The 23,923-nt window shown below is 71.4% G+C and carries 22 protein-coding genes and 1 pseudogene; 12 read left to right on the top strand and 11 right to left on the bottom strand.

Annotated features, from left to right (window positions below; translation table 11 throughout):
- Window positions 1–9 precede the first annotated feature (9 nt).
- The 5 genes and pseudogenes from M6G65_RS24035 to M6G65_RS24055 all read left to right on the top strand — a co-directional run.
- Window positions 10–1,038 (top strand): annotated as a pseudogene (locus tag M6G65_RS24035) (ABC transporter ATP-binding protein); the annotation flags it as partial.
- A 112-nt stretch (window positions 1,039–1,150) separates the two neighbouring features.
- Window positions 1,151–2,158, top strand: coding sequence for a Gfo/Idh/MocA family protein (locus M6G65_RS24040; protein ID WP_238196875.1), 1,008 nt, complete (start codon window positions 1,151–1,153; stop codon window positions 2,156–2,158).
- Between the two features lie 14 nt (window positions 2,159–2,172).
- Entirely contained in the window at window positions 2,173–2,856 is a 684-nt protein-coding gene (locus M6G65_RS24045; RefSeq protein WP_238196874.1) for a GntR family transcriptional regulator, read from the top strand.
- A 122-nt stretch (window positions 2,857–2,978) separates the two neighbouring features.
- A complete protein-coding gene (locus M6G65_RS24050; RefSeq protein WP_250102972.1) occupies window positions 2,979–4,109 on the top strand; it encodes an epoxide hydrolase family protein in 1,131 nt (376 codons plus the stop codon).
- A 130-nt stretch (window positions 4,110–4,239) separates the two neighbouring features.
- Window positions 4,240–5,400 (top strand): L-dopachrome tautomerase-related protein, encoded by a 1,161-nt coding sequence (locus tag M6G65_RS24055; RefSeq protein ID WP_373323785.1) that lies wholly within the window; start codon window positions 4,240–4,242, stop codon window positions 5,398–5,400.
- 59 nt (window positions 5,401–5,459) lie between these two features.
- Here M6G65_RS24055 and M6G65_RS24060 read toward each other — a convergent pair whose 3' ends face one another.
- From M6G65_RS24060 to M6G65_RS24070, 3 genes are all read right to left on the bottom strand, one after another.
- Window positions 5,460–6,752 carry an extracellular catalytic domain type 1 short-chain-length polyhydroxyalkanoate depolymerase gene (locus M6G65_RS24060; protein WP_238196871.1) on the bottom strand — a complete coding sequence of 431 codons (1,293 nt, stop codon included), beginning with the start codon at window positions 6,750–6,752 and terminating at the stop codon, window positions 5,460–5,462.
- A gap of 80 nt (window positions 6,753–6,832) precedes the next feature.
- Complete coding sequence (locus M6G65_RS24065) at window positions 6,833–7,252, bottom strand: CopG family transcriptional regulator (protein WP_238196870.1); 420 nt, start codon at window positions 7,250–7,252, stop codon at window positions 6,833–6,835.
- 282 nt (window positions 7,253–7,534) lie between these two features.
- Entirely contained in the window at window positions 7,535–8,884 is a 1,350-nt protein-coding gene (locus M6G65_RS24070) for an amidohydrolase family protein (RefSeq protein WP_238196869.1), read from the bottom strand.
- Window positions 8,885–9,089: 205 nt separating this feature from the next.
- Between M6G65_RS24070 and M6G65_RS24075 the strand changes: the two genes are divergently transcribed.
- The 3 genes from M6G65_RS24075 to M6G65_RS24090 all read left to right on the top strand — a co-directional run bounded on the left by M6G65_RS24075 (window position 9,090) and on the right by M6G65_RS24090 (window position 12,953).
- Window positions 9,090–10,049, top strand: a complete 960-nt coding sequence (locus M6G65_RS24075) for a TAXI family TRAP transporter solute-binding subunit (protein WP_250102973.1) — start codon at window positions 9,090–9,092, stop codon at window positions 10,047–10,049.
- Between the two features lie 280 nt (window positions 10,050–10,329).
- Window positions 10,330–11,313, top strand: a complete 984-nt coding sequence (locus tag M6G65_RS24080; protein ID WP_238196989.1) for an amidohydrolase family protein — start codon at window positions 10,330–10,332, stop codon at window positions 11,311–11,313.
- 263 nt (window positions 11,314–11,576) lie between these two features.
- Window positions 11,577–12,953, top strand: coding sequence for a cytochrome P450 (locus M6G65_RS24090; RefSeq protein ID WP_250102974.1), 1,377 nt, complete (start codon window positions 11,577–11,579; stop codon window positions 12,951–12,953).
- A 65-nt stretch (window positions 12,954–13,018) separates the two neighbouring features.
- On the opposite strand, the gene M6G65_RS24095 is transcribed toward M6G65_RS24090, so the two are convergent.
- Window positions 13,019–14,428 carry an amidase gene (locus M6G65_RS24095; RefSeq protein ID WP_250102975.1) on the bottom strand — a complete coding sequence of 470 codons (1,410 nt, stop codon included), beginning with the start codon at window positions 14,426–14,428 and terminating at the stop codon, window positions 13,019–13,021.
- 108 nt (window positions 14,429–14,536) lie between these two features.
- On the opposite strand from M6G65_RS24095, the gene M6G65_RS24100 reads away from it, so the two are divergent.
- A complete protein-coding gene (locus M6G65_RS24100; protein ID WP_238196865.1) occupies window positions 14,537–15,100 on the top strand; it encodes a TetR/AcrR family transcriptional regulator in 564 nt (187 codons plus the stop codon).
- Between the two features lie 71 nt (window positions 15,101–15,171).
- On the opposite strand, the gene M6G65_RS24105 is transcribed toward M6G65_RS24100, so the two are convergent.
- From M6G65_RS24105 to M6G65_RS24115, 3 genes are all read right to left on the bottom strand, one after another.
- Window positions 15,172–15,855, bottom strand: coding sequence for a type 1 glutamine amidotransferase domain-containing protein (locus tag M6G65_RS24105; RefSeq protein WP_250102976.1), 684 nt, complete (start codon window positions 15,853–15,855; stop codon window positions 15,172–15,174).
- A gap of 52 nt (window positions 15,856–15,907) precedes the next feature.
- Entirely contained in the window at window positions 15,908–16,156 is a 249-nt protein-coding gene (locus tag M6G65_RS24110) for a hypothetical protein (RefSeq protein WP_238196863.1), read from the bottom strand.
- Between the two features lie 83 nt (window positions 16,157–16,239).
- Entirely contained in the window at window positions 16,240–16,842 is a 603-nt protein-coding gene (locus M6G65_RS24115; RefSeq protein ID WP_238196862.1) for a TetR/AcrR family transcriptional regulator, read from the bottom strand.
- Between the two features lie 428 nt (window positions 16,843–17,270).
- Here M6G65_RS24115 and M6G65_RS24120 point away from each other — a divergent pair, with 428 nt between their 5' ends.
- Complete coding sequence (locus M6G65_RS24120) at window positions 17,271–17,543, top strand: hypothetical protein (RefSeq protein ID WP_308445196.1); 273 nt, start codon at window positions 17,271–17,273, stop codon at window positions 17,541–17,543.
- 447 nt (window positions 17,544–17,990) lie between these two features.
- On the opposite strand, the gene M6G65_RS24125 is transcribed toward M6G65_RS24120, so the two are convergent.
- Window positions 17,991–19,610, bottom strand: coding sequence for a methyl-accepting chemotaxis protein (locus tag M6G65_RS24125; protein WP_250102977.1), 1,620 nt, complete (start codon window positions 19,608–19,610; stop codon window positions 17,991–17,993).
- A 191-nt stretch (window positions 19,611–19,801) separates the two neighbouring features.
- Window positions 19,802–20,737, bottom strand: coding sequence for a LysR family transcriptional regulator (locus tag M6G65_RS24130; RefSeq protein WP_238200012.1), 936 nt, complete (start codon window positions 20,735–20,737; stop codon window positions 19,802–19,804).
- Window positions 20,738–20,840: 103 nt separating this feature from the next.
- On the opposite strand from M6G65_RS24130, the gene M6G65_RS24135 reads away from it, so the two are divergent.
- Window positions 20,841–21,563 (top strand): SDR family oxidoreductase, encoded by a 723-nt coding sequence (locus M6G65_RS24135; RefSeq protein ID WP_238200013.1) that lies wholly within the window; start codon window positions 20,841–20,843, stop codon window positions 21,561–21,563.
- Window positions 21,564–21,613: 50 nt separating this feature from the next.
- Window positions 21,614–22,015, top strand: a complete 402-nt coding sequence (locus tag M6G65_RS24140) for a nuclear transport factor 2 family protein (protein WP_238200014.1) — start codon at window positions 21,614–21,616, stop codon at window positions 22,013–22,015.
- 15 nt (window positions 22,016–22,030) lie between these two features.
- Here M6G65_RS24140 and M6G65_RS24145 read toward each other — a convergent pair whose 3' ends face one another.
- Both M6G65_RS24145 and M6G65_RS24150 read right to left on the bottom strand, forming a co-directional pair.
- Window positions 22,031–22,921 (bottom strand): NAD(+)/NADH kinase, encoded by an 891-nt coding sequence (locus M6G65_RS24145; protein WP_250102978.1) that lies wholly within the window; start codon window positions 22,919–22,921, stop codon window positions 22,031–22,033.
- Between the two features lie 11 nt (window positions 22,922–22,932).
- A complete protein-coding gene (locus M6G65_RS24150) occupies window positions 22,933–23,919 on the bottom strand; it encodes an SPFH domain-containing protein (RefSeq protein WP_238200016.1) in 987 nt (328 codons plus the stop codon).
- Between the last annotated feature and the right edge of the window lie 4 nt (window positions 23,920–23,923).

Raw genomic sequence — 23,923 nt, forward strand, 5'->3', positions numbered from 1 at the left:
GGCCCGTAGATGGCTGTCGTTCAGCTCTCGAAGATCTGCAAACGCTACGGCTCCGGCGGGCCGGTCGTGGTCGACAACGTCGACGTCACGATCGGGGACGGCGAGTTCATGGTGCTGCTCGGCCCGTCCGGCTGCGGCAAGTCCACGACCCTGCGCATGATCGCCGGCCTCGAGACCATCTCGTCGGGCACGCTGTCGATCGACGGCCGGACGATGAACGACGTGCCCGCCAAGGACCGCGACATCGCGATGGTGTTCCAATCCTACGCGCTCTACCCGCACATGACCGTCGCCGAGAACCTCGCCTTCGGCCTCAAGCGCCGCCGCACGCCCTCCGCCGAGATCGAGCGGCGGGTCCGGGAGACGGCCGCGATGCTGGGTCTCGTCCCCTATCTCGATCGCAAGCCCCAGGCCCTGTCGGGCGGCCAGCGCCAGCGCGTCGCCCTCGGTCGCGCCATGGTGCGCGAGCCGATGGTGTTCCTGTTCGACGAGCCGCTCTCGAACCTCGACGCGGCGCTGCGCGTCAACACCCGCAACGAACTGATCAAGCAGCACCATCGGCTCGCGTCCACGATGATCTACGTGACCCACGACCAGGTCGAGGCGATGACCATGGGGACGCGGATCTGCGTCATGAACGGCGGCCGCGTCGCCCAGGTCGGGAAACCCCTCGACGTCTACTGGAACCCGGCCGACACCTTCGTCGCCCGCTTCCTCGGTTCGCCGCCGATGAACCTGTTCACCGTGCCGCTCACCGGCGGGGACCGGGTCGGCACGGCCGCGATCGAGACCGCGCTGACGCGCTGGGCGCCGGCCGCGCTCGCCCCCCTCGCCGGCCGCGAGGTGGTGCTCGGCGTCCGGGCGGAGGATCTGCACCTGTCGGCCGAGGCGGCCGGAAGCGCAGCGGCCGGCCGAATCCGAGGGCGGGTCTTCGCCGTCGAGCCCCTCGGCGCCGAGACGCTCCTCGCCGTGGAGACGGAGGGCGGTACCGAATGCACGGCCCGGCTGCCGCGCGACACGTGCGCCGAAGTGGGCGCAATCGTCGACCTGTTCTTCCGGTCCGAGGCCGCCTTTCTGTTCGACGCGCAGACCACGGCCGCCATCCCCGCCGCCCCCTACCCGGAGGCCCGGGCAGGGCCGGAGCCGTCCATTGAGCGCGGTCCGGCGGATCGGCCTGATCGGGGCCGGCTGGGTCACCCAGCACCATCTCGCGGGCTGGGGCGCCCTGAGGGGCCGCGCCGAAGTCGTCGCGATCGCCGACCCGTCCGCCGAGCGGCGCGAGGCGCGGGCCCAAGCGTTCCAGATCCCGCACACCTACCCGGACGCCCAGGCGTTGCTGGCGGCAGGCGGCCTCGACGCCGTCGACATCGCGGCGCCCCGCGCCGTGCATGCCGAGCTCGTCCGCCTGGCGGCCGATTACGGGCTGCCGATCCTCTGCCAGAAGCCCCTGGCCCCGACGCTCGCGGAGGCGGAGGCGCTGGTCGCCGCCGTGGAGGGCCGGGCACGTCTGATGGTGCACGAGAACTGGCGGTTCCGCGCCTATTACCGTGAGGCCGCGGCGTGGCTGCGCGCCGGGGTCATCGGGCGGCCCTTCGCGGCGCGGCTGGATCTCGTGACGAGCGGCACCCTGCCGGACGGCGCGGGCCGCTATCCGGCTCTGGAGCGCCAGCCGTTCATGCGCGACGAGGCGCGGATGCTCGTCGCCGAGGTCCTCATCCATCACCTCGACACGCTGCGCATGCTGCTGGGGCCGCTGCGGGTCACCGCCTGCGCGACCAGCCGGACCTGTCCGGACCTCGCGGGGGAGGACACGGCGCTGATCCAGCTCGCCGGTCCCGGCGGGGTCGCCGTGCAGGTGTTCGCGACCTTCGCGGCGCACGGAGCCCCGCCTGCCTCCCCCGACCGCCTGGAGATCCTGGGGCCCGGCGGCGCCATCCGGCTCCGGGGATCCGAGCTCTCGATGACGGGGCGCGAGACGCGGCTTCAAACCTTCGACCTCGCCGCCACCTACGCGGAGTCCTACGCGGCCGCGATCGCGCATTTCATCGATCGCCTGGAGGATGGCGCGCCGTTCGAGACCGAACCGGCCGACAATCTCGAGACGCTGCGGCTCGTGGAGGATTGCTACCGGCTCGCGGGCCGGGCGGAAGCCCGGTGACCGGGGACGACTCCGTGGACTCCGTCCTGCCCCTCCGGCGCGAGGGCATCGGCGCCATCGTGGCGCGCCTGGAGGAGGACATCATCTTCGGGCGGCTCGCTCCCGGAGCCCGCCTGACCGAGGATGCCCTGATGGCGCGCTTCGGCGCCTCCCGACACTTCATCCGCCAGGCCCTGGTCGAGATGGAGCGCCGGGGCGTCGTCGGGCGGGAGCGGAACGTCGGGGCGACCGTCAGGTCCTACTCCGCCGAGGAGGTCCGGCAGATCTACGAAGTCCGCGAGATGCTGACGCGGCAGGCGATGCTGATGATCGCGCTGCCGGCCGCGCCCGACCTCATCGCCCGCCTCGAGGCGCTTCAGGACGCCTACTGCGACAAGGTGGAGAAGCGCGACCTGCGCGGCATCCACGAGGCGAACGACGCCTTCCACGTCGCCCTGTTCGAGGCCTGCGGGAACCCGTACCTCGTGCGCACGCTCACCGACTATATGGGCCTGACGCTTCCGATACGCGCCAAGACCCTGGCGGATGCCGACGGCCTTCGGCTCTCGATCAGCCAGCATGGGATCATGATCGACCTTCTGCGCGACCGCGACCGCTGGGCGCTGGCGCAGCTCAGCGTCGATCACCTGCAGCTCAGCAAGGTCGATTATCTCGCCCGCATCGCCGCCACCCGGGAGCCGGTCCCGGCGCTGCGATAGCCGCCGGCCCATTCCCGGCGCGACGGTCTCAACCCGGCCGCGTTGAAGCAGATCAGCGCCGCTCCTGCCGAGAGGGGGGCTTCGGCGCTCTCCCGAGCCGCGGATACGAGGGGAGGCTTCCAATGCAGAATTTCACCGTCGCCTGGGACGCGGCGCGGCTGGCCTGGGTCAGGGAGCGCGTGCGGGCCCATCGCATGCCGCGCCTGCCGGCGGAGGCCGGATGGCGCTACGGCTGCGACCCGGAATTCCTCGCCGGCCTGTGGGCCTACTGGCTCGACGGCTTCGGCGAGGCCAAAGCGGCGGCCGAGCTCAACCGCTTCCCGCAGATCCTGGCCCGGGTCGAGGATCTAGACCTGCACGCCGTCCACGTCGTCGGCGAGGCGGAAGGCCGGCGCCCCCTGCTGCTGATCCACGGCTGGCCGGGCTCGATCTACGAGTTCTGGTCGGTGATCGAGCCCCTGGCCTTCCCGTCGCGCCACGGCGGGCGGCCGGAGGACGCGTTCGACCTCGTGATCCCGGCGCTGCCGGGCTTCGGCTTCTCGGGAAAGCCCGCCGCGCCGATCGGGCCGCGTACGACGGCGCGTCTGTTCGACCGCCTGATGCGCGAGGGGCTGGGCTATTCCCGATACCGGGTGCAGGGCGGCGACTGGGGCGCCGGTGTCGCGGCCTGGCTCGGCCTCGACCACGCCGCGTCGCTGGAGGCGATCCATCTCAACTACCTGCTGGTGCAGCCCGATGCCGAACCCGAGAGCGCGGCGGAGCGGGCCTGGCAGAAGGCGGCCGCGGCCAGTCAGCAGGCGCTCGGGGCCTACGCGCAGCTCCAGGGCACCAAGCCGCTCTCGTTAGGCTACGCCATGGCGGACGAGCCGGTGGCGCAGTTGGCGTGGCTGGTCGAGCGCTTCCACGACTGGGCCGACCTGCGGGAGCGGCCCTTCGCGCAGGTCTTCTCGAACGATCAGCTCCTGACCAACGCCCTGCTCTACATCCTGACCGATGCCTTCGCGACGGCGACGTGGTTCTATGCCGGCGCGCAGCAGGAGAGCGTCCGCCGGATGCCGCCGGGGCGCCGCGTCACGGTGCCGACGGCCTTCGCGGCCTACCCGGATCCGCGCACGCCCGCGCCGCCGCGGGAGTGGCTGGAGCGCGGCTACGCGGTCTCGCGCTGGCAGACGATGCCGCGCGGCGGGCACTTCGCCGCCCTGGAAGCCCCAGACCTGTTCGTCCGGGATCTGCGGGAGTGGGGCCGCGGCTGAGGGGGCATCCCGCCGCATCCCGGACCCGGCCCCGCCCTGACGCGTTGGCCCGAACATCCCCCATCATCGGATTGGAGTGCGCGCTATGAAGCTGGCTGTTGGCGTTCGCATCGGGCTGGCCGCGTCGTTGATGTCCGGTGCCGTCGGGCTGGCGGGCCCCGCCGCGGCTCAGGACGCCAATTCCGGACCGGGGAAGCTCACCAAGGTGGCGGGCTTCGCGCATCAGGTCACCGGCATCACCGTCAGCCGCGACGGGCGCATGTTCGTCAACTTCCCCCGCTGGAGCGAGGACGCCCCCGTCTCGGTGGCCGAGGTGAAGGACGGCAAGCCCGTCCCGTACCCCGACGCGGACTGGAACAGCTGGCGCAACGCCAAGGCGGACGAGGTTGACCCGAAGACCCACTTCGTCTGCGTGCAGAGCGTCGTGGCCGACGGCCAGGACCGTCTCTGGGTGGTCGATGCGGCCGCGCCCGCCATGGCGCACGTGATCAAGGACGGCCCCAAGCTCGTCGGCATCGACCTGAAGACCAACCAGGTCGTGAAGACGATCCCGTTCGACACCAGCACGGTGCTGCAGGCCTCCTACATCAACGACGTGCGGATCGCGCCCGACGGCAAGACCGCCTACCTGACCGATTCTGGCGCCGAGGGGGCGCTGATCGTGGTGGATCTCGACAGCGGCTCCGCCAAGCGCGTGCTGTCCGGCCATGCCACGACCATGCCGGACAAGAGCGTGACCGTGCAGTATGACGGCAAGCCGCTGCGCCGCCCGGATGGCCGCGGCGTCGCGTTCTCGGCCGACGGCATCGCCCTCTCGCCGGACGGGAAGACGCTGTACTGGCAGGCCATCAAGGGCAAGACGCTCTACAGCCTGCCGACCGACGCGCTCACCGGTTGGGCGACCGCCGCGTTCGTGCCCGAGATGCTGAGCGACAGGACGCTGGACTCGAAGATCGTCACGGTCGGCGAGAACGGCCCCGCCGACGGCCTGCTGATCGCCCGCAAGGACGGGCGGATGTACGTGACCTCGCCGCAGGACAATGCCGTGAAGGTCCGCGACCTCACCGCCAAGGGCAGCGGCCTCACCACCCTGGTGCAGGACCCGCAATTGCGGTGGCCGGATACGTTCAGCGAGGGGCCGGACGGCACGATCTACGTGACGACGTCCCACATCCAGGACTCGGCCGACTACAAGCCCGGCGCGCCGATCAGCCTTCCAACGGAACTCTGGGCGATCTCGTCGGGACCGGGCGAGGCGACGGGCGCCACAGCGCCCGGGACGCCCCGCTGAGGTTCAGCAGGGCCCGTCGGCGCGCCCCCGGCCGGGGGCGTTCAAGCGGACGGCGCCGCTCACCCCCGGGCCGCCGCTCTGCCGGACGGGTTCGCCGGGCCGGCATGCGACAGGAAGAACCGGACCATCTCCCGACTGGCGTCCGGGCCGCGCGCATCGGTGAACGACCCGGCCGGATCGCCACCCGACCACGCGTGGCCGGTCCCGTGCAGTACCCAATGCTCCAGCACGGCCCGGCCCGACGCGTCGCTGCGCACCGTGCGGGTGTAAGCCACGCCGTCCGGCGTCCGCCCCGCGCTGACCGCCTGCGCGAGGTCCGGTCCGGCCGGTCCCTGTGCGGCCACCCGATCGCCGTTGGCCACGTTCACGGTCCTGTCGCCGTCGCCGTGGAACACGATCGTCGGGACGCCGTGCCGCGTCCCTCCGGACGCTCCGGCACCACTCCCGCGCATCGCCGCGAAGGCGGAGGGCATGTCGCGGGCCGCGCCGCAAGCGAGCCCGGAATGCACGCCCACAGCCGCGAACAGGTCGGGATGCGTCGAAGCCAGGATCGCGGCCGCGGCGCCGCCTGCCGAGAGACCGGCGGCATAGACCCGGCTCGCGTCGCCCGAGAATTCCGCGATCACCTGCCGGACGATGCCGGCGATCAGCGCGGGCTCGCCACCCTCGCGCTGCTGGTCGCCCGGCTCGTACCAGTTCCAGCAGCGCTGCATGTTGGCGGAGCGCGGCTGCTCCGGATACACCACCAGGAACGTCTGTTCCTCGGCGACCGTGTTCATCCGGGTCCCGCGCGCAAAGTCGTCCGGGTTCTGGGTGCAACCGTGCAGCATCACCACGACCGGCAGCGCTTGACCGGTGTAGCCGCTGGGCACGTAGACCTTGTAGTTCCGACTGCCGACGGCATCCGTGAAGGTGCGGGCCTCGAAGCGCGCGCCGTCCGGGAGCGGCGCGGCCGGCGTTGCGGCTCCGAGACCGTCGTCGAGGCCGGAGCCCAGACCGGTCCCGACGCCGCCCTTCGCCAGCGCCGCCTTGATCGTCCGCATCACATCCCCGGCGATGTCGCCGTGGGGCGCGAAGGCCGGCTTGTCCGGAGCACCGCCCGGCGCGGCATCCGGCGCCGTCCAGGCTTCGCCGGGGCTCGCGGGCGGGCGCATGTCGATCGTCGCGCCGCCCTCCGCGCCCTTCGCCTCGGCGGCGGAGGCCGCGGCCTTCTGGCCCTCGGCCCAGCGGGCGTAGGCCGCGGCCTGTTGCGTCTGCAACCGGGCCATCCGCTCCATCATCCGCGCCGTGCGTGCCGGGTCGAGCTTGGGCATGCCGAGCTTGGAGAAGTCCATCTTCGGAAAGGCGTTCATGGGGTCTGATCCTGGTGCGCGCGATGGACGGAGCGGAAGGCTCGGCCTCGCCCGGGGAGCATCGTGTCGGCGTTGGCGTGTCAGGTAATCCGGTCGGCCAAGGCGGCCTTGACTGCGGGGCTGGCCTGGAAGGCGCCGAGCACCTCGACCGCGGCGATGGCCGCGCGTGCGAGCTCGGGGGTGACATCCGGAGCGATGCTGGCCAGCCCGAGCACCTGAATGTGGATCGGCGTCCCGGAGTCGCGGGCGGCTTCGAGCGTCTGCTTCGAGTAGTACGACAGGCCCAGCCGCAACTGCTTGCGGCTGACGGACTGCCTCACGGCCTCGCCCTGGCGCTCGATCTGGTTGCGCACCGCGGTGCGGATGAAATCGGCCCGGTTGGCGTAGAAGCCGTCGCGCACCATCAGGTCGATATGGCCCAGATCGACGAAGCCGAAATTGACCGTCAGCTTCTCGCTGTCGGGCAGCTTCGGCCGCAGCTCACGCACGTTCTCCGCCATTGCGACCCTCCTAAGACCATCCCGTTGGATGGTCTGAAGATGGCGAGCGCATTCTTTCGTGCAAGGGCAGGATCGGAAATTCGCTTTGCGCCGAGGCGGCCGACACCGTGAAGGCGAAGGCTTTCTGGAACCTCCGCCTCGGCGGGCTGCACCACGCGTCCGATCTCGACCGCGCAGGGATCGGCGACCGCGTCAGCGGCGGCCACGCCTCCCCGCGAGACATCGGCGTCCCGCGCAGCGGCATCTCCCGCCCGGCCATACCGGGATCGGGAGCACGGGGCGCTATCGCGACGTCGCGGATGCGCCGGGCGCCGGCGATGCCCCATCTTGCCGTTGGCCGGCGCGCCAGACCTCGACGATCCGGACGCTGTTGGCGATGTCCTTGGACGGGTCCGCCTCGAGGATCACGAGGTCGGCGCGGCGGCCGGCTTCCAGCGTGCCGCGATCGGAAAGGCCGAGAAGCTCGGCCGCTTTCGACGTTGCGGTGGTGAGGGCCTGCATGGGTGTGAAGCCCGCCTGCACCATCAAGGCCAGTTCGCGGTGCTCGGCGACGCCGGGAACGCGCTCGGGTGCCGCGCCGCTGTCGGTGCCGAACCCGATCCGCACGCCGGTGTCGGCGAGACGCTTCAGATTGGCCAGATTCACCGCCAGCGAATCCCGGGCGGCCTGCGCCTTGGCGCTCGCGCGCGTCTCGCGCTGCCACGCCGGATCGTCGAACCGGGCCTTCAGATCGGGGGCCAGCGCCGTCCGGACGAACGGGGTCTGCGCCCAGGCCGGGGCGTCCGCATAGACGAACGTCGCCTCGTCGAGGGCGAGCGTCGCGATGTACCACGTGTTCTGCGCCTTGAGCAGCGCGATCAGGTCGGGATCGACGGGCTTGTCGCGCACGCCGTGGGCCAGCACATCCACACCGGCCTTGGTGATCGCACGCGCATCCTCCAGGTCGTGGACATGCGCCGCGACCCGCAGGCCGAGCCGGTGCGCCTCGTCGATCACTGCCTCGTAGACCGCGGGCTGCATCTTCGCCGGCACAGCCCCGCCGAAATCGTCGAGCCAGAGCTTCACCATGTCGGTGCCGCGCCCCTTCATCGCGCGGACGGCCTCGCGGCCCTCTTCGGCATTGGCGGGACGGAAGAGCTGATCCGCGCTCACGCGGATCATCGCCTGGGGTGGGCCCCCGTCCGGTACGCCGATGCCGCGGTCGACCCCGAACAGGTCGGCGCCGGGAATCCGGCCCGCATGCGCCTCGGCGCGGATCTCCGGCATGATCGCGCCGTTGAGCCCGAGCGCCATGATCGTGGTGACGCCCCGGTCGGTATAGGCCTTGAGCTGGGCGAGGATGTTCTCGCGGGTGTAGTTCCGGGCGCCGACATCGACGCCCTGGACGATGCCGACATGGGAATGGTCGGAGATCAGCCCCGGCATGATCGTGCGGCCGCGCATCTCCCGGATCTCGGCATCGGACGGGACCGCGACCGCGGTGCGCGGTCCTGCCGCGACGATGCGGTCGCCGTCGACGATCACCACGGCGTCCTCGACAGGCTCGGCCGATCGACCGTCGATCAGCCGGATTCCCGAGAAGGCCAGCGGTTTCGCGACGGCGCTGCCGAGGCAACCGAAACCGAGACTCATGGCAGCCGCCACAACCGGCAGTAACGCGTACTGTCGCATCGCCTTGTCCTCCCGATCCAGCGCGGGGCATTGTCGGCCGCTGGGGTTGGCGTGCGGCCTTGGCTCGCGCGTCTGGCTTGCGCGTCGATCTGAGGGCTTTCCGGCGCGATTGTCGAGGTGTGCCGCACCGCTCCGGCGCTGCTGAACACCGCGGAGGGAGAATATGATGCGGCGGCGTCAACTGCTCCTGGATTTGGCGGCCTGCAGCTTGATCGCGCCCGCACGGGCTCAGCAGCCCGAGGCCGCCCTCAACCTGACCCTCGGGACCGCGACGCCGGGCGGTTCCTTCCCGGCCTTCGGCCGCGCGCTCATCGCCGCACTCCGCGACGTCGATCCCGGGGTGACCATCGAGCCGAGGATCACCAAGGGCTCGACAGAGAACCTGACCCTGCTCAAAGCGGGGCAGCTCGACCTCGCCCTGGTGCAGGGTGAGTATGCCTACGAGGCCTTGTCCGGCGAACAGGCCCGAAGCGATCGCCTGTCGGTCGTGGCCCCCATCGACGCGTCGCCCGGGCTGTTCGTGGTCCCGGCCTCCAGTCCGATCCGGGGCGTTCAGGATCTGCGCGGCCGTGCCGTGGCGCTCGGGACGCGCGGCTCGGGCTTCACCATCATGGGAAGAACCGTGCTCCAGGGCTCCGGCCTCGATCCCGACCACGACATCACGCCGATCCTCCTCGGCGACGCCGGCGAGGGCGCCGCACAGGTTCTCGACGGCCGCGCGGCGGCCCTGTGGGGCGCAAGCCTCGGCTGGCCGGGCTTCAGGACGCTCGCGGATGCTCCGGGCGGCGCCCGCTTCTTCGGCCCCGCCCCCGAGGCGATCCCCACCATCCTGGCCCTGCGCGCCTCGATGCGCCGTCTGACCGTCCCGCCCGCCTCCTTCCGCGGACAGGACGCGGCGATCGAGACCGTCGGGTCCTGGAGCTTCATCCTGGCGCGCCCCGGCCTCGACGCGGTCGGTGTCACCCGGCTCGTCCGCGCGATCGACCGGGGCCGGGAGACCTTGGCCCGGTCCTATCCTCAGGGCCGCGAGAGCGACCCGCGCAATCTGGTCGCGACCGTGCCGGCCGCCTGGCTGCATCCAGCGACGGCCGCATACCTGCTCGCGGTGGGAGCCGATCCGGGATGAGCGCGGATCGACCGTTTCCGAACGGCACGCCGGCCCTCGGCGACACGCAGCACACGCACGGTACCCAGCCGGAGGACGCCCAACGATGACCGTCGAGATCGAGCCTGGGGCAGGCGCGTCCTGCCCATGCTGCCTGCCGCGCCGCGGCTTCATGCGCGGTCTAGCCGGCTTGGGTGCCGGCTTGGGCGCGGCGGTGTCGATCTCGGCGCAGGCCGAGCCCGCGCGCCACACCGGCCTCGTCATCGACTGCCACGGCCACTACACGACCGAGCCGGCCGCCATGCTGGCGTGGCGCAAGCGCCAGGTCGACGCCATCAACGACCCCGCGCAATCGCCCTCGCCCGCCGACTTGAAGGTCAGCGACGACGAGGTGCGCGCCAGCGTGAGTGATCGACAGCTCAAGCTTCAGTCCGAGCGCGGCATCTCCCTCGCTCTGTTCTCGCCGCGCGCCGGCGGGATGGGCCACCACATCGGCAATGCCCGCACCAGCCTCGACTGGTCGATCGTGTCGAACGACATGATCCACCGCGTCGCGAGCCTGATGCCGAAAAACTTCGTGGGCGTCTGCCAGCTGCCGCAGACGCCGGGCGTCTCGCCGAAGAACTGCACGGCCGAGTTGGAGCGCTGCGTGAAGGAACTCGGCTTCGTCGGCTGCAACGTCAACCCGGACCCGTCCGGCGGCTATTGGACGGATCCGCCGCTGTCCGACCGCTTCTGGTACCCGCTCTGGGAGAAGATGGTCGAGCTCGATGTGCCGGGCATGGTCCATGTCAGCGCCTCGGCCAACCGCAACTTCCAGGCGACCGGAGCGCACTACATCAACGGCGACACCAGCGCCTTCATGCAGTTCGTCACGTCGGACCTGTTCAAGGACTTCCCGACGCTGCGCCTGATCATTCCCCATGGCGGCGGCGCGGTTCCCTATCACTGGGGCCGCTATCGGGGACTCGCCCAGGACATGAAGCGGCCTCCGCTCTCCGCGCTGATGGGCAACGTCTTCTTCGACACCTGTGTCTACCATCAGCCGGGCATCGACCTGCTGCTCAAGGTCGTGCCCTCCGACAACGTGCTGTTCGCCTCGGAGATGGTGGGTGCGGTGAACGGGATCGATCCTGAAACGGGGCACGCCTACGACGACACCAAGCGCTACGTCGAAGCCGCCGCCCTGTCCGACGCGGATCGGGCCAAGGTCTTTGCGGGCAACGCGCTCAAGGTCTATCCGCGCCTCCCGGACAAGCTCCGGGCGGCCGGTCTGGTCCCATGACAGCCGGTCCTCACCCCGGCGCCGATCGCGCGTGGCGGCCAGCGCGCGGCTGTCGCGGCAACTGGCCCCGCTCAGCCTCAGGCCGAGCGGCATAGCGTTGGCGTCCACGCTGAGCGGGCGCTTCGCACCGAAGCAGCGGTCGGCCTGTAACCGCGCCTGAGAAGCCGGTACGGATCCCGGCATGCCCGCTGCACGTCGGAACCGGCCCGGCACCGGTCAGGGGAGCGACGCACGGCCGCCGTCGCCTTCAACGAGGACACCCGATGGACACCGTCATCACGGCGACCGACACGCCCGGGCAAGCCTGCTTCACACCGCCCATGCCGCCGCTGGCGCCGGACCGCGTGGGCGCCCTCGGCGTCCTGGCCGGCCTGCGCCGCAACGCCTACTCCGCCTTTCCGCCCCGGTGCCGCGAGCAGGCGGTCCTCGTTCTGCCGATGCTCGGCCGCGACGTCGTCGTCGCCGCCGGCCCGCAGGCGATGCGCGACGTGCTGGCCACGCGCCCGGACCTCTACCGGCGCATCGCGGCCGGCGATCGCATCTTCGGGGCTCTCATCGGGCGCGGCGTCGCCGCCAGCGAGGGTCAGGCCCGGCGCCGGCAGCGCCGGACTCTGGCGCCGGCCTTCACGCCCCGCACCGTGACCCTGCTGGCCCCGCACATGGCCGCTTGCGCCGAGGCGGCCTTCGCCCAGCTGGAGGCGTCTCGCGGCGAACCCGTGAACCTGCTCGGGGTGATGCAGGACCTCAGCCCCGCCGTCGCCTGCACGAGCATGTTCTCCCTGGAGGTCGACGCGTTCGGACCGCAGCTGCGCGCCCTGCTCCTGTCCTACGCCGACGGCGTCGGACGGCCGCGGGCGAGTGACTTCATCCTGCCGCCTCGGGTGCCGACGCTCGCCACCCTCCGCCGCGCGCGCTTCCGCCGGCGCTGGCGGGCGCTCATCCTCGCGATCATCGCCCGGCGCCGGGCCGCGCATCACCCGGGTGCGCCGCGCGATCTCTTCGACCTTCTGTCCGAGGCTTACGGGGATCGGGAGGAGGACCTCCTGGCCGACGAGGTGTCGGCGATGATCTTCGCCGGGCACGAGACGACGGGCCTGACGCTGTTCTGGGCCTGCTACCTGCTGGCCAACGCACCCGATTGGCGCCGCGCCGTCCGGCGGGAAGCGCGGCGGGTGGACCTGTCCCCGGGCGGGGCCGGGTCGGCCGTCGGCGCTCTGCCGCAGACGCGCGCCGTGGTGGATGAGGCGCTGCGTCTCTACCCGCCGGCCTACATGACGGCACGCCAGGCAGTGGCGGATCACGCGCTGTGCGGCGTCCCGGTCAAGCGTGGGGCCATCGTGCTGATGCCGTTCACCCTGCTGCACACCGACCCGCGCCTGTGGACGTCGCCAGAGCGTTTCGACCCCGGGCGCTTCCTCGGACCCGAGAAGCCGGATCGCTACAGCTTCCTGCCGTTCGGCGCGGGTCCCCGCGTGTGCATCGGGGCGCAACTGGCCACGTCGGAGGCGGTGCTGGTCCTGGCGCGGTTGCTGCGGGACAACGACCTCGTCCTGGACGATGACGGGCCGGTGCTGCCGGTCGGCTCATTCGCCACCCGGCCGAGCCGTTCCCCGACCTTCCGCCTGCTTCCGGCCGCGTGACGGTGCCGGCGACCTGCGCCCGCGGCGCGCGTCCTCGCCCCGCCCCGCAGGTTTCCTCTCTCTCGTCAGAGGCTCGGGTGCAGCCCGCGGACCGGGCTCAGGCCCTCCAGCAGCGATGCGGCGTGCAGCACGGTCGTCTCCGCCTGCCAGCGTCCCACCACCTGCACGTTGATCGGCAGCCCGTCGCGGCTGGTCCCAAACCGCATCGACAGGCCCGGTAGGCCGGTCACGTTGAGAGGTACGGTCGCACCCTGCAGGTAAGTCAGGTCGACGGTCTCGCCGTTGACGACGAGGTCCCGGATGCCGTGCCTGTGCGCCGGGACCGGCAGCACGGGGGTCAGCAGGACGTCGTGATCGCGGAAATAGGCGGCATAGCCGTCCCGGAGCCGCTCCGCCGCCTGCTCGGCCGCGACGTAATCGCCGATCGACGTGTCGGGCAGCGACAGCATCGCCCTGGCCATTTTATAGATCTCTGTGTCGGGACGGCCCGCGGTTGCCGCGCGGAACGCCGGCTTCATCTCCATGACGTGGAGCTTGTTGAACACGTCGAGGGCGAAGTCGCGCTCCAGCGCCGGGATGCGCACCTCCTCGACGTGGTGCCCTTCGCCCTTGAGGGCCTCGGCCGCCGCCCGCACGGTCGCGGCGACCTCCGTGTCGATGGGTCCGAAGCCCGGCCCGACCATCCAGCCGACGCGGAGCTTGCGGTCGGGGGCGGCGGCGAGGCCGGCGTCGAACGGGACGGTGCTGGTCGCGAAGCTGTCCAGCCCGTCGGGACCGGCCAATTGCGAGAGGGCGAGCGCGAGATCGCGGACGCTGCGCGCCATCGGGCCGACATGCCAGAAGCGGCGCGGCGCCCGCGGCCAGATGCCGGTCATCGGCACGCGCCCGTGGGTCGCCTTCAGCGAGACGATGCCGGTCTGGGCCGCCGGGCCGCGCACCGAGATGGCGAGGTCGGTCCCGAGGCCGAGCGGCGACATGCCCGCCGCGATCGCCGCCGATTCGCCGCCGCTTGAGCCGCCCGGCGTGCGGTCGAGGTTCCATGGGTTGTTCGACCGGCCGGAGAGGAGGTTGTCGCTCTCGATCCAGTAGGAGAATTCCGGGAGGTTGGTCTTCGCCAGGAGGATGCCGCCCGCCTTCTTCATCCGCGCGACGCTGGTGGCATCGGCATCCGGGATCCGGCCCTTGAAGATCGGCGAGCCGCGCTGGGTCAGCACGCCGGCGGTGTCGATGGAATCCTTCACGGTGAACGGCACGCCGTGCAGGGGCCCGAGTTCCTCGCCGGCGAGGATTGCGGCTTCCGCGGCCGCCGCGGCGTCGAGCGCATCCGCCGCGACGGTGACGATGGCGTTGACCTTGGGGTCGACGGCTTCGATGCGGTCGAGATGGGCCCGCACGACCTCGACGGGCGAGAGCTGCTTCGTTCGGATCAGCTCAGCCAGTCCGGTGGCGTCCAAGAAGATGATGTCCTGCGTCATGTCGTTTCCCTACCTGTCGTTAGGCAGACAAGAGCTAGGGCTGGATTTTCGACGCGTCAACCCCTAGCTAACGATCGTTAGATTTTCGGCGCGGATGGGGTGGCTGCGATGAGTTCGAATGCGCGGGAAACGATTCTGGCCGCTGCCCGGAAAACAGCCCAGGCGCACGGCTACGGCGGGCTGAGCTACCGCGATCTCGCCGACGCGGTCGGCATCAAGGCAGCGAGCATCTACCACCACTTCGCCAGCAAGGCCGATCTCGGCGCCGCCGTGGCCAGGCGCTACTGGGAGGATACGGCGGCGGAGCTGGATGCGATGCTGACCGAGACCTCGGATCCAGTCCGCTGCCTGCGGCTTTATCCAGGCACCTTCCGCAGGTCGCTCGAGGACGGGAACAGGCTCTGCCTGTGCAGCTTCATGTCGGCGGAATACGCCAACCTGCCGGACATCGTGCAGCGGGAGGCGCAAGGCTTCGCCGACGTGAACATCGCCTGGCTCGGCAAGGTGCTGGTCATGGCGGGGGTCGTGGAGCCCGAGGACAGCGAGGCGCGGGCCCGAGCGATCTTCGCCGCCGTGTCCGGAGCCCAGCTCTACGCGCGGAGCCGCGCGGACGTCGCGCAGTTCGACAGCCTGATCGAGACCTACCGCGCCTCGGGCCTCCTGCCGGGGTAAATTCCGAGGCGCGGTCGGCCGGGATGCCGAACGCGCCTCGGGTTCGTCTGCGGTCCGTTCACCCCAGGGCGTCAGGCGCGCGCGAGCAGGCCGAGAAGGCGCTCGGCCGCGGGTCCGGACGAGGCCGGGTTCTGGCCGGTGATCAGCAGGCCGTCGGCGACCACGTACGGTTCCCAGTCGCCGGCCTTGCTGAACCGGCCGCCGTTCCGCTTGAGCTCGTCCTCGGCGAGGAACGGGACGACCTGGGTCAGGCCCACGGCCTCTTCCTCGGTGTTGGTGAAGCCGGTGACGGCCTTGCCGTCGACCAGCGGTCTGCCGTCAGGCGCCTTGGCATGACGCAGCACGCCCGGCGCGTGGCAGACGAGCGTGACGGGCCTGCCCGCCTTGAGCGTCGTCTCGATCAACCGGACGGAAGCGGGATCTTCGGCCAGGTCCCACAGGGGGCCATGCCCGCCGGGATAGAACACCGCATCGAAGTCTTCGGGGTTTACGCCATCGAGCCGGACGGTGTCCGCCAGGACGGCGTTGGCGTCGCGGTCCGCTTCGAAGCGTCGGGTCAGGTCGGTCTGGAAGCCCGGCTCGTTGCTCTTGGGATCCAGCGGCGGCCGTCCGCCCTTGGGTGAGGCGAGGACCACCTCGGCGCCGGCGTCCTTGAACACGTAGTAGGGGGCGGCGAGTTCCTCCAGCCAGAAGCCGGTCTTCCGGCCGGTGTCGCCGAGCTGGTCGTGCGAGGTCAGCACCATCAGGATCTTCATCGTCGTTCTCCGGGGTTGGTGTGAGTTTGTTGTCGGTACGTGCGCGATCGGGTCAGTTGTGGCGGGCCACCATCCCGTCGATGGAACGCGCGGCGGTCGCCTCGCGCGCCGGCCTGGCGTCGGCTTCCCCGGGCGCCGGGTCGGCGCGCCGGACCGTCTCGGGACCGGCCATACGGACGGCACCGATGACCTCCAGGGTGATGCGCTCCTCGGCCGAGGCGGCGGTGCCACCGAACAAGGCGGCCCCGAGTTCGGCGAGCAGCAGATAGGGAGCGATGGGATTTGCGATGGGTGGGGTCATGGTCTCTCCTCCGATAAATTTTAGTAGACTGGTCGTCTAAGATCCGCGCGCGGACATGCCCCGCATCGGGATCGTTCGCCCGGTCAGACGGGTCGCGGCTCCAGGATGCGCCGCGTCGTCGTCATCGCGGCCTCGAACGGTACGTCGGTGCGCTCGATCTTCGCCATGAGGCTCGCACCGAGCCACAGGTGGTAGAGCGTCTCGGCCGTCGCGCGAGGTTCGGCCTCGACCTTCAGCGAGCCCTCGGCAATCCCCGCCTGGATGGCGCCCGTCACACGGTCGATGATCCCGGCCGTGCCGCGCTTGAGAGCCAGCCGCATGGGCTCGGACAGGTCCGAGACTTCCGCCGCGAGCTTCACCGCAAGGCACTTGCGCTGGTAGTCGATGCTGCCCTGCGTCGCCTGCCACTTGCGCCAGTAGTTCATCAGGCGCTCGGCATGGCTGAGGCCGGGCTCGGCGAGGGTCGCGTCGATGTCGGCGAGGTACGCCTCGAAGTAGTCGGCCAGGAGGGCCTCGCCGAACGCCTCCTTCGAGCCGAAGTAGTGGTAGAAGGACCCCTTCGGGACCCCGGCCGCGACCAGGATCTCGTTGAGGCCGACGCCCGAGAACCCCTTGGCACCCACGATGCCGTGGGCGGTGTCGAGGATGCCGCGCCGGGTGTCGATGTTGCCGCTGACCTGTGCCATGACCCCGACATAGGCTCGATTAGACCGGTCGTCTAGAGGGAGCGATATACTTTTTGAACCGACGGCGCTGCGCGTGCGACGCTCCAGTCCTGGAGCCGGGCGACGAGGACGGGTGGCCAGGCGCCCAGAACGGCGATCGACCAGCGCGTCTGGCGGCAGGGGCAGATCGCCAGACTGATGAGCGTGGCATGCCCATGGCCAGGACCCAAAGGTTGGCCAGTGCCGTCGAGCCGGTTGTCACGCTCCATTCATCAAGCATTCATCAGCAGAACCTTTGTTCTAAAGGAGAATTCGATTCCGATCAGTGCTATGATTTCCGAAAATCAAGGGCGTGGCAGCTATAATTATTCGTCCCAACACCTCTTAAATCCGGTCTTCCAGCGCTTACATCTCTGCCACAGCAATGATGCTGCGGAGAGGAGACGATCATGATGAAGCGTGTCGCCACGGCCGCTCTCGCGGCGGGTGCCCTTCTGGCTGCCGGTCCGGCGGCCGAGGCGAAGGGCTGCATCAAGGGCGCCATCGTCGGCGGCATCGCCGGCCACTACGCGGGGCACGGCGTCCTCGGCGCCGTCGGAGGCTGTGCCGCCGGGCGCGCCTTGGCCAACCGCCAGGCCGAACGCCAGCAGGCCGCCCCGCCCGTGAACACCAGCGGCGCGGTCCGCCCCGGCCAGGGCGCCGGCGGCTACGTCAGCTACTGACTCGGAGGCGCAGCATCACGGGCGGGCGCGCCGGGACCCTCGGCAATCCTGTCCCGGCTCTGGTAGCCCGCCACCGCGACCAGGCGCAGGAGAGCCATCACCGAGAGGCTCCCTCGCTCATGTGGCGCCCTCCCCGGGGCGAACCAACGGAAGCCGCCGCGCGGGCAGCTCGCGGCGGCGGCGCCACCCGGAGCGGTCAGGAGCCCCAGCGCGTGCACGGCGCCGCCGTCTTCCAGGTCTTCGGTCGCCTCCCGAGCGACGCGCTTCGCTTCCCGGAGCGAGAGGCTTTCACGGAACTCCGCACGCGCTCAGCCGTGCGATCGAGGCCGACATTGGCTCCGGGATGAGGGTGAGTCCGGCGGCGCTTGCCGATCTGCGTCGCCGCGAGCGGCGGCCGTATAACCGGAACCGACACAGCACATGGGACCAGGAGAGGCCGGACAGGCCTCAGTGCCGGTAGCGTTCGGCGAGGGCCATGAGCGCCTGAGCGAGCTCCGTCAGGTTGGCCGAGGCGGTCTCGACCTGCCGCGTGCCGGCCGCCGTCTGCTGGCTGGCCTGCCGGATGTTCTGGAGCGCACCCATCACCTGCTCGATGCCGAGCTGCTGCTGGTTCGTCGACGCGATGATCTGCTGGAAGACCTGAGCGCCCTCTTCGACCTTCGCGGTGATTTCCTCGATGGTCCGCTGCGTCGTGTCCGAGCGCGTCTTGCCGGCGGCGGCGCGCTTGACCGCCTCCTCGGTGAGCATCACCGACGTGTTGATGCCCCGCTGGATCTCGCCCAGGATCCCGCGCACCTGGCCGGTCGCCGCCTTCGCCTGGTCGGCCAGCAGCTTCATCTCCGAGGCCACCACCGCGAAGCTGCGCCCGCTCTCGCCGGCCGCCGCCGCCTCGATCGCGGCGTTGAGCGCCAAGAGGTGCGTGCGCTCCGAGATGTCGTTGACCGTCTCGATGATGTCGCCGATCGTCTGGGTCTTCTCCGACAGGCTGACGATGTTGCCGGCCACCGCCTCGGCCTGCTCGCGGATCGCGTCCATGGCCTTGGCGGTGTCCGAGACGGCGCGCAGCCCCTGGCGGGAGGTCTGGGCGGTGGCCTGGGCGGTGGCGATCACCTCGGTGGCGCGCTTGCTGATCTGCGCGCCCGAATGGGTGATCTCGTCGACCGTGGCGGCGGTCTCCTGCACGGCGGCGAATTGCTGCTCCACCGAGGCCGCCTGCTCCTGCGCCGAGGCGCGGATCTCGGCCGCGGCCGCACTCAGGTCGGCGGTGGCGGCCCGGTTGGTGCGCGCGAGATCCGACAGCCCCGCCACCATCGCGTTCAGCGTCGTGCCGAGGCGGCCGACCTCGCCGGCCACGCCCGCCTCCAGCCGTCCCGACAGATCGCCCTCGCCGACCTGCGCGACGAAGGCCATGACGCGCACGAGGGGACGGACGATCAGGCGGTTGATGGCGATCCAGATACCCGCGCAGATCAGGAGCGTCAGCAAGGTGCCGCCCCACAAGGCGACGCTCTCGTCGCGCTGTGCCTGCGCGACACGTCCGACCAGCGCGGTGCGCACCGCATCCTCAAGGGTCTCGATGGCCGCGAGCTTCTCGCGCACCGTGTCGAAGAACTGCTTGCCTTTGCCGTCCGCCTCGATGCGGACCGCTTCGGCCCGGGTCGACGGGTCGGCCGCATTGCGGACGGCCGCCTCGCCGATGTCGGCCTGCCAGCTCCGCGCGGCGGCCACGGCGTCGGCCAGGAGACGCGTGCGCTCGGCATCGTTGCCGATCATCACCTTGAGCCGGCTGATGGCCTCATCGAGAGCCAAGCGTCCGGACCTGTACGGCTCCAGGCTGCCCTCGCGCCCGGTGAGCAGGTAGCCGCGCAGCCCGGTCTCCTGATTGAGCATGGCGGTCCGGAAATTATCGAGGCCGCGGGTCAGCTGACTGGAGCGGTTTCGGGCGTCCGTTGCCTCCTGCAGCTGGTTGCCGGTGATCAGGACCGCGCCGCTGCTGAGGACCGACACTAGGGCGATGACGCCGATGGCGCTGCCCAGCGTGCGGTTCAGGCCAAACGTGCTCGGCATGCGCGGATCCCTTGCTCAGTCCGGAAAGCAGACGTGAGCGGCAAAGCTGCTCATCACGTGCAGGCATGGCCGATACCAGCGACCGGCCACCGGAGGAACCCGCTACCCCATGCGTTCGAAGGCGTTCGCGCGGCGGATGCAGCCCACCGCCATTCGCGGATTCCGTGAGGCGGGCCCGCGCCGCTGCGGGATCACGCGCCGATCAGGGCGTCCCAGAGGGTCGGCGACGGGAAGACTTCGCCGAGGAAGGCCAGGAACGCCTTGACGTTCGGGTTGCCGCGCCGGCTCTCCGGCCAGAGCGCCGTGACGGCCGAGCGCTCGACCGCGAAATCCCGCAGGATCGGCACCAGCGCGCCGCGCGCGACGAGGGGCGCGACCACGTAGGTCGGCGAGATGCCGATGCCGCCGCCGGCGACCAGGATCGCCGCCACCGCGTCGCTGGAATCCGTGACGAGGCCGGCATCGGGCGTGACATCCAAGACCTTTGCGCCGATCCGGAACGGCCAGCGCAGCGTCTGGCCCGTGCTCTGGAAGCGGAAGTTCACGCACGCATGGCCGGCCAGCTCGTCGGGATGCGCCGGGGTGCCGCGACGGGCCAGGTAGTCCGGCGACGCGAAGGCGCAGAGCCGGTGCGGCGCGAGACGGCGGGAGACGAGGCGCGAATCGGCGAGATCGCCCACCCGGATGGCGACGTCGATGCCCTCCTCGATCAGGTCGACGAAGCGGTCGCCCAGGCGCAGGTCGACCGCGAGCTTCGGGTGGCGCGCCCGGAACCGCGGCAGGGCCGGGGCGAGCAGGTGCACGCCGATCGGCAACGGCGCCGTGACCTTCAGGGTGCCGGCCGGCTCGGAGCGCGCCGCGACGGCGGCCTGCTCGATCGCCTCGGCCTCGCGCAGGAGCCGCAGCGCCCGCTCGTGCAGGTCGCGGCCTTCCGGCGTCAGGGTGAGCGAGCGCGTGGTGCGCGTGAACAGGCTGAGGCCGAGGCGCGCCTCCAGCCGCTGCACGCTCTTGCTCACCGCCGAAGGCGAGACGCCGAGGACGCGGGCGGCGGCCGTGTAGCTCCCGAGCGACGCCGCGCGCGCGAACGCGATGAGGCCGGTGAGGCGGTCGAGGCCGATCTGTTCCATGACGGCACGACTGAACCGAGAACGAGCCCGATTATCAAGCGTCCGGGCTGGTCCCAGTCTGTGGTCCACAGGCGCCGCCGGGGCGCCGCACGGGACCAGCGTCATGAGCAGCACCCTTCAGGATCGCACCGTCGTCATCTTCGGCGGCACCTCGGGCATCGGCCTCGCCGCCGCCCGGCAGGCCCAGGCCTCCGGCGCCAGGGTATTCGTGGTCGGCTTCGACGCCGCGGGCGCCGAGCGCGTCGCCGCCGCGCACGGCTTCGCCGGCTGGCGCGCCGCGGACGTGACCCGGCCCGAGACCATCGCGGCGGCGCTCGCCGACATCCCGCAGGTCGACCACCTCGTGCTCCTCGCCGGCACCTTCGTGGCCGGGAAGGTGCTGGAGGCCGACGTCGATTACCTGAAGCGCGCCTTCGACGAGCGGGTCTGGGCGGCGGTGCACGCCCTGCGAGCCCTCGGCGACCGGCTGGCCCGGGACGGCTCCGTCACCCTCATCTCCGGCGCCCTGGCGGATCGCCCGAGCGCCCAGGGCACCGCGGTGCTGGCGGCGGCCTCGGCCGCCATGGAGGCCCTCGCCCGCGGCCTCGCTCTCGAACTGGCGCCGGTGCGGGTCAACACCCTGTCGCCCGGCACCACCGACACGCCGCTCCTCGCCCGCACCCTCGGCGCCCACCGCGAGGCCTATGTGGCCGCGCTGACCGAGAAACTGCCGCAGCGCCGGCTCGGCACGGCCGAGGAGGCGGGCGCGGCAATCGTCTTCCTCATGAGCAACGGCTTCATGAACGGCGAGACCCTGCACGTTGACGGCGGCGCCCGCCTCGTCTGACGAACGAACCGGACGGATCCGAGCGCCCGCCTGCGGATGGAGATGACCCGATGCCCGAGACCAGCGACACCGTCCGGCCCGAGGCGGAGCCGGATTACGACCGGTTGCTGCGCGCCAACCTGGAGCGCGTCTTCAACGAGCGCGACGCCGGCAGGCGGGCGGCGGCGCTGGCGGAGCTCTTCGTGGACGAGCCGGTCCTGTACGAGCCCGCCGATATCGTACGGGGCCAGGCCGCCATCGCCGCTCTGGCCGGCAGGCTGCTGGATCAGTTCGGGCCGACATTCCGGTTCACGCCCGTCGGCCCGGCCGTCGGGCACCACGGGCTGGGTTCGCTGCAGTGGCAGGCCGGTCCGGACGGCGGACCGGTCGCGGTCACCGGAGCGGATGTGGCCGAGATCGTCGGCGGCCGGATCGCGCGGCTCTGGGTGCTGCTCAACCCGCCCGGCCTGTGACCGGACCGCGGCGGCTCAGGCGGCCACGAGATTGAGGGTCCGCGACGCGGGCGCCGCGACGCGCCGGCCCCAATCGAAGGCGACGAAGTCCTGCTCGATCCCGTCCGCGAACACCACGCCGCCCTCGTTCATGCGCGACGTCACGGTGAGCGGGGCGCCGGCGAACCGGCCCGCGCGCATCGCCGTGCCGGTGGCGACGCTCGGGAACGGCTCGCGCACCCAGTAGCCGAAGGCCGCCTCCTCGATGCCCACCTCCAGGGTGAGATGCGTCGCCTCGCTGATCGAGCGCGCCCACCCGGTCAGGCCGGTGCCCGACGCCACGATCAGCCCGCTCGGCGACTGGTCCTCCGCCCGCGCGCCGTCGTCGATCCGGTAGCGCGCGGATTGATGGCTGCGGTGGCCGACGAAGATCTCGTTCAGGGCGAGCAGCCGCGCGCCGTCGTCGAACAGGGCCTGCACCATGGTGCGCCGCTGGAGCGGCACCGTGCCGGCGGCGCTGGCGGGCAGGAGGGCGCGCAAGCTCCCCACCCCGGCCCGGGCGAGGACGCCGTCGTAGAGGTCGGGCGCCGGATTGACGCCGACGACCGGCTGGCCGTCCAGGTACTTGGCGACGTTGGCCACGAGCCCGTCCTGCCCCACCGCCACCACGATGTCCTCGGGGGCGAACAGGAAGCGGTCGAGATCGGGACGCCGCACCAGCGCCTGTCGCCAGTCCAGGGGCACGCTGCCGCGGGCCTCGGCCAGCACCGCGTGGAACTGCGCGTGGCGGGCCTCGACCTCGGCGATCGACTGCCCGCGGCTCTCCAGGAAGAACCGGATCTGGCCGCGCGTCGCGTGCCGGGCGAGGAGCAGCTCGTAATCGGTGTCGCGGATCACGAAGACCACGCGGGGCGTCGCGGCCGGCATGGCGCCGCGCCTCAGCGCACCGCGGCCGGCGCGGGAAGCGCGCCGCGGACCTCGCCCAGAACGGCGGCGAGCAGGTCGGGGGTGACGTTGAGGTGCTCGATCGTCTCGAGCTTGCCGGCGAGCTCGCGCGCGGCCAGCCCGAGCAGCACGGCCGGCGGCATGTCCCGGTAGACCGCCGCGCGGCGCTGCTCGGCCTCGGCCCGGGCGCCCTCGACCAGCCGGATGCGCTCGGCCTCTGCGGCCGCCTCCAGGCCGCGCGCCTCCGCGAGGCCGGCCGCGCGGTCGCGGGCGTTCTCCGCCTCCTGGGCGATCAGCACCGTCTCGCGCCGCGCCAGCTCGGTCTTCGTCGCGAGTTCGTTCTCCGCGATGGCGCGCTCCTTCTCCACCGCCAGGGCGCGCCGGGCGAAGGTCGCCGCGTCGGCCTTCTGCTGCAGGGCCTCGAAGGTCGGTGTCTGCAGGGCCCGCTCCAGCTCGCTGGTCGGCGCCAGGTTGGTCAGCCGCACCGACACGGCCGCGAGGCCGATCTCGGCCAGAGCCGGGGCGGCGGCCAGAACCGCCTCGAGGGCGGCGCGCAGGGGCTCCGGCCCTGCGTCGAGGAGCGCGCCGATCGGGCTCGCCCCGAGATACTGCAGGGCCGCTTGACCCGCGATGCCGCCGAGGCGCGCCTCGATCCGCTCCAGCGGCTCGCCCTGCAGGCGCCCGGTCGCAAGATTGATCGAGAAGTCGACCCGGCGCGCCAGCAACTCGGGATCGACCACGTGCCAGCCGATCGTCCCCTGCACCACGACGGTCTGGAAGTCCCGGCTGCGGCCGCGGACGAACAGGGTCATCTCGCGGTCGTCCACCGGCACCTCGCTGATGCTCGCGGTCTCGGGCCGGAACCAGAACACCAGCCCCCGCCCGCTCTGGCGGACGCGGCCGTTCTGGAAGCGGATGATGTGGCTGCTCGCCTCGCTCCGGAGCTGGGCGATCACACCGATGTTGCGGATCGTGGCCATGGGG

It is taken from the genome of Methylobacterium tardum, assembly GCF_023546765.1.
Lineage (GTDB): Bacteria > Pseudomonadota > Alphaproteobacteria > Rhizobiales > Beijerinckiaceae > Methylobacterium > Methylobacterium tardum.

Excerpts from the sequence above, each read along its gene's own strand:
- M6G65_RS24080 (WP_238196989.1), top strand. The coding sequence starts at position 10,330 with ATGCTGGCGTGGCGCAAGCGCCAGGTCGACGCCATCAACGACCCCGCG.
- M6G65_RS24065 (WP_238196870.1), bottom strand. The coding sequence starts at position 7,252 with ATGGCGGAGAACGTGCGTGAGCTGCGGCCGAAGCTGCCCGACAGCGAG.
- M6G65_RS24120 (WP_308445196.1), top strand. The coding sequence starts at position 17,271 with ATGATGAAGCGTGTCGCCACGGCCGCTCTCGCGGCGGGTGCCCTTCTG.
- M6G65_RS24140 (WP_238200014.1), top strand. The coding sequence starts at position 21,614 with ATGCCCGAGACCAGCGACACCGTCCGGCCCGAGGCGGAGCCGGATTAC.
- M6G65_RS24075 (WP_250102973.1), top strand. The coding sequence starts at position 9,090 with ATGCGGCGGCGTCAACTGCTCCTGGATTTGGCGGCCTGCAGCTTGATC.
- M6G65_RS24125 (WP_250102977.1), bottom strand. The coding sequence starts at position 19,610 with ATGCCGAGCACGTTTGGCCTGAACCGCACGCTGGGCAGCGCCATCGGC.
- M6G65_RS24110 (WP_238196863.1), bottom strand. The coding sequence starts at position 16,156 with ATGACCCCACCCATCGCAAATCCCATCGCTCCCTATCTGCTGCTCGCC.
- M6G65_RS24145 (WP_250102978.1), bottom strand. The coding sequence starts at position 22,921 with ATGCCGGCCGCGACGCCCCGCGTGGTCTTCGTGATCCGCGACACCGAT.
- M6G65_RS24050 (WP_250102972.1), top strand. The coding sequence starts at position 2,979 with ATGCAGAATTTCACCGTCGCCTGGGACGCGGCGCGGCTGGCCTGGGTC.
- M6G65_RS24105 (WP_250102976.1), bottom strand. The coding sequence starts at position 15,855 with ATGAAGATCCTGATGGTGCTGACCTCGCACGACCAGCTCGGCGACACC.
- M6G65_RS24100 (WP_238196865.1), top strand. The coding sequence starts at position 14,537 with ATGAGTTCGAATGCGCGGGAAACGATTCTGGCCGCTGCCCGGAAAACA.
- M6G65_RS24130 (WP_238200012.1), bottom strand. The coding sequence starts at position 20,737 with ATGGAACAGATCGGCCTCGACCGCCTCACCGGCCTCATCGCGTTCGCG.
- M6G65_RS24070 (WP_238196869.1), bottom strand. The coding sequence starts at position 8,884 with ATGAGTCTCGGTTTCGGTTGCCTCGGCAGCGCCGTCGCGAAACCGCTG.
- M6G65_RS24095 (WP_250102975.1), bottom strand. The coding sequence starts at position 14,428 with ATGACGCAGGACATCATCTTCTTGGACGCCACCGGACTGGCTGAGCTG.
- M6G65_RS24135 (WP_238200013.1), top strand. The coding sequence starts at position 20,841 with ATGAGCAGCACCCTTCAGGATCGCACCGTCGTCATCTTCGGCGGCACC.
- M6G65_RS24060 (WP_238196871.1), bottom strand. The coding sequence starts at position 6,752 with ATGAACGCCTTTCCGAAGATGGACTTCTCCAAGCTCGGCATGCCCAAG.
- M6G65_RS24150 (WP_238200016.1), bottom strand. The coding sequence starts at position 23,919 with ATGGCCACGATCCGCAACATCGGTGTGATCGCCCAGCTCCGGAGCGAG.
- M6G65_RS24090 (WP_250102974.1), top strand. The coding sequence starts at position 11,577 with ATGGACACCGTCATCACGGCGACCGACACGCCCGGGCAAGCCTGCTTC.
- M6G65_RS24115 (WP_238196862.1), bottom strand. The coding sequence starts at position 16,842 with ATGGCACAGGTCAGCGGCAACATCGACACCCGGCGCGGCATCCTCGAC.
- M6G65_RS24055 (WP_373323785.1), top strand. The coding sequence starts at position 4,240 with ATGTCCGGTGCCGTCGGGCTGGCGGGCCCCGCCGCGGCTCAGGACGCC.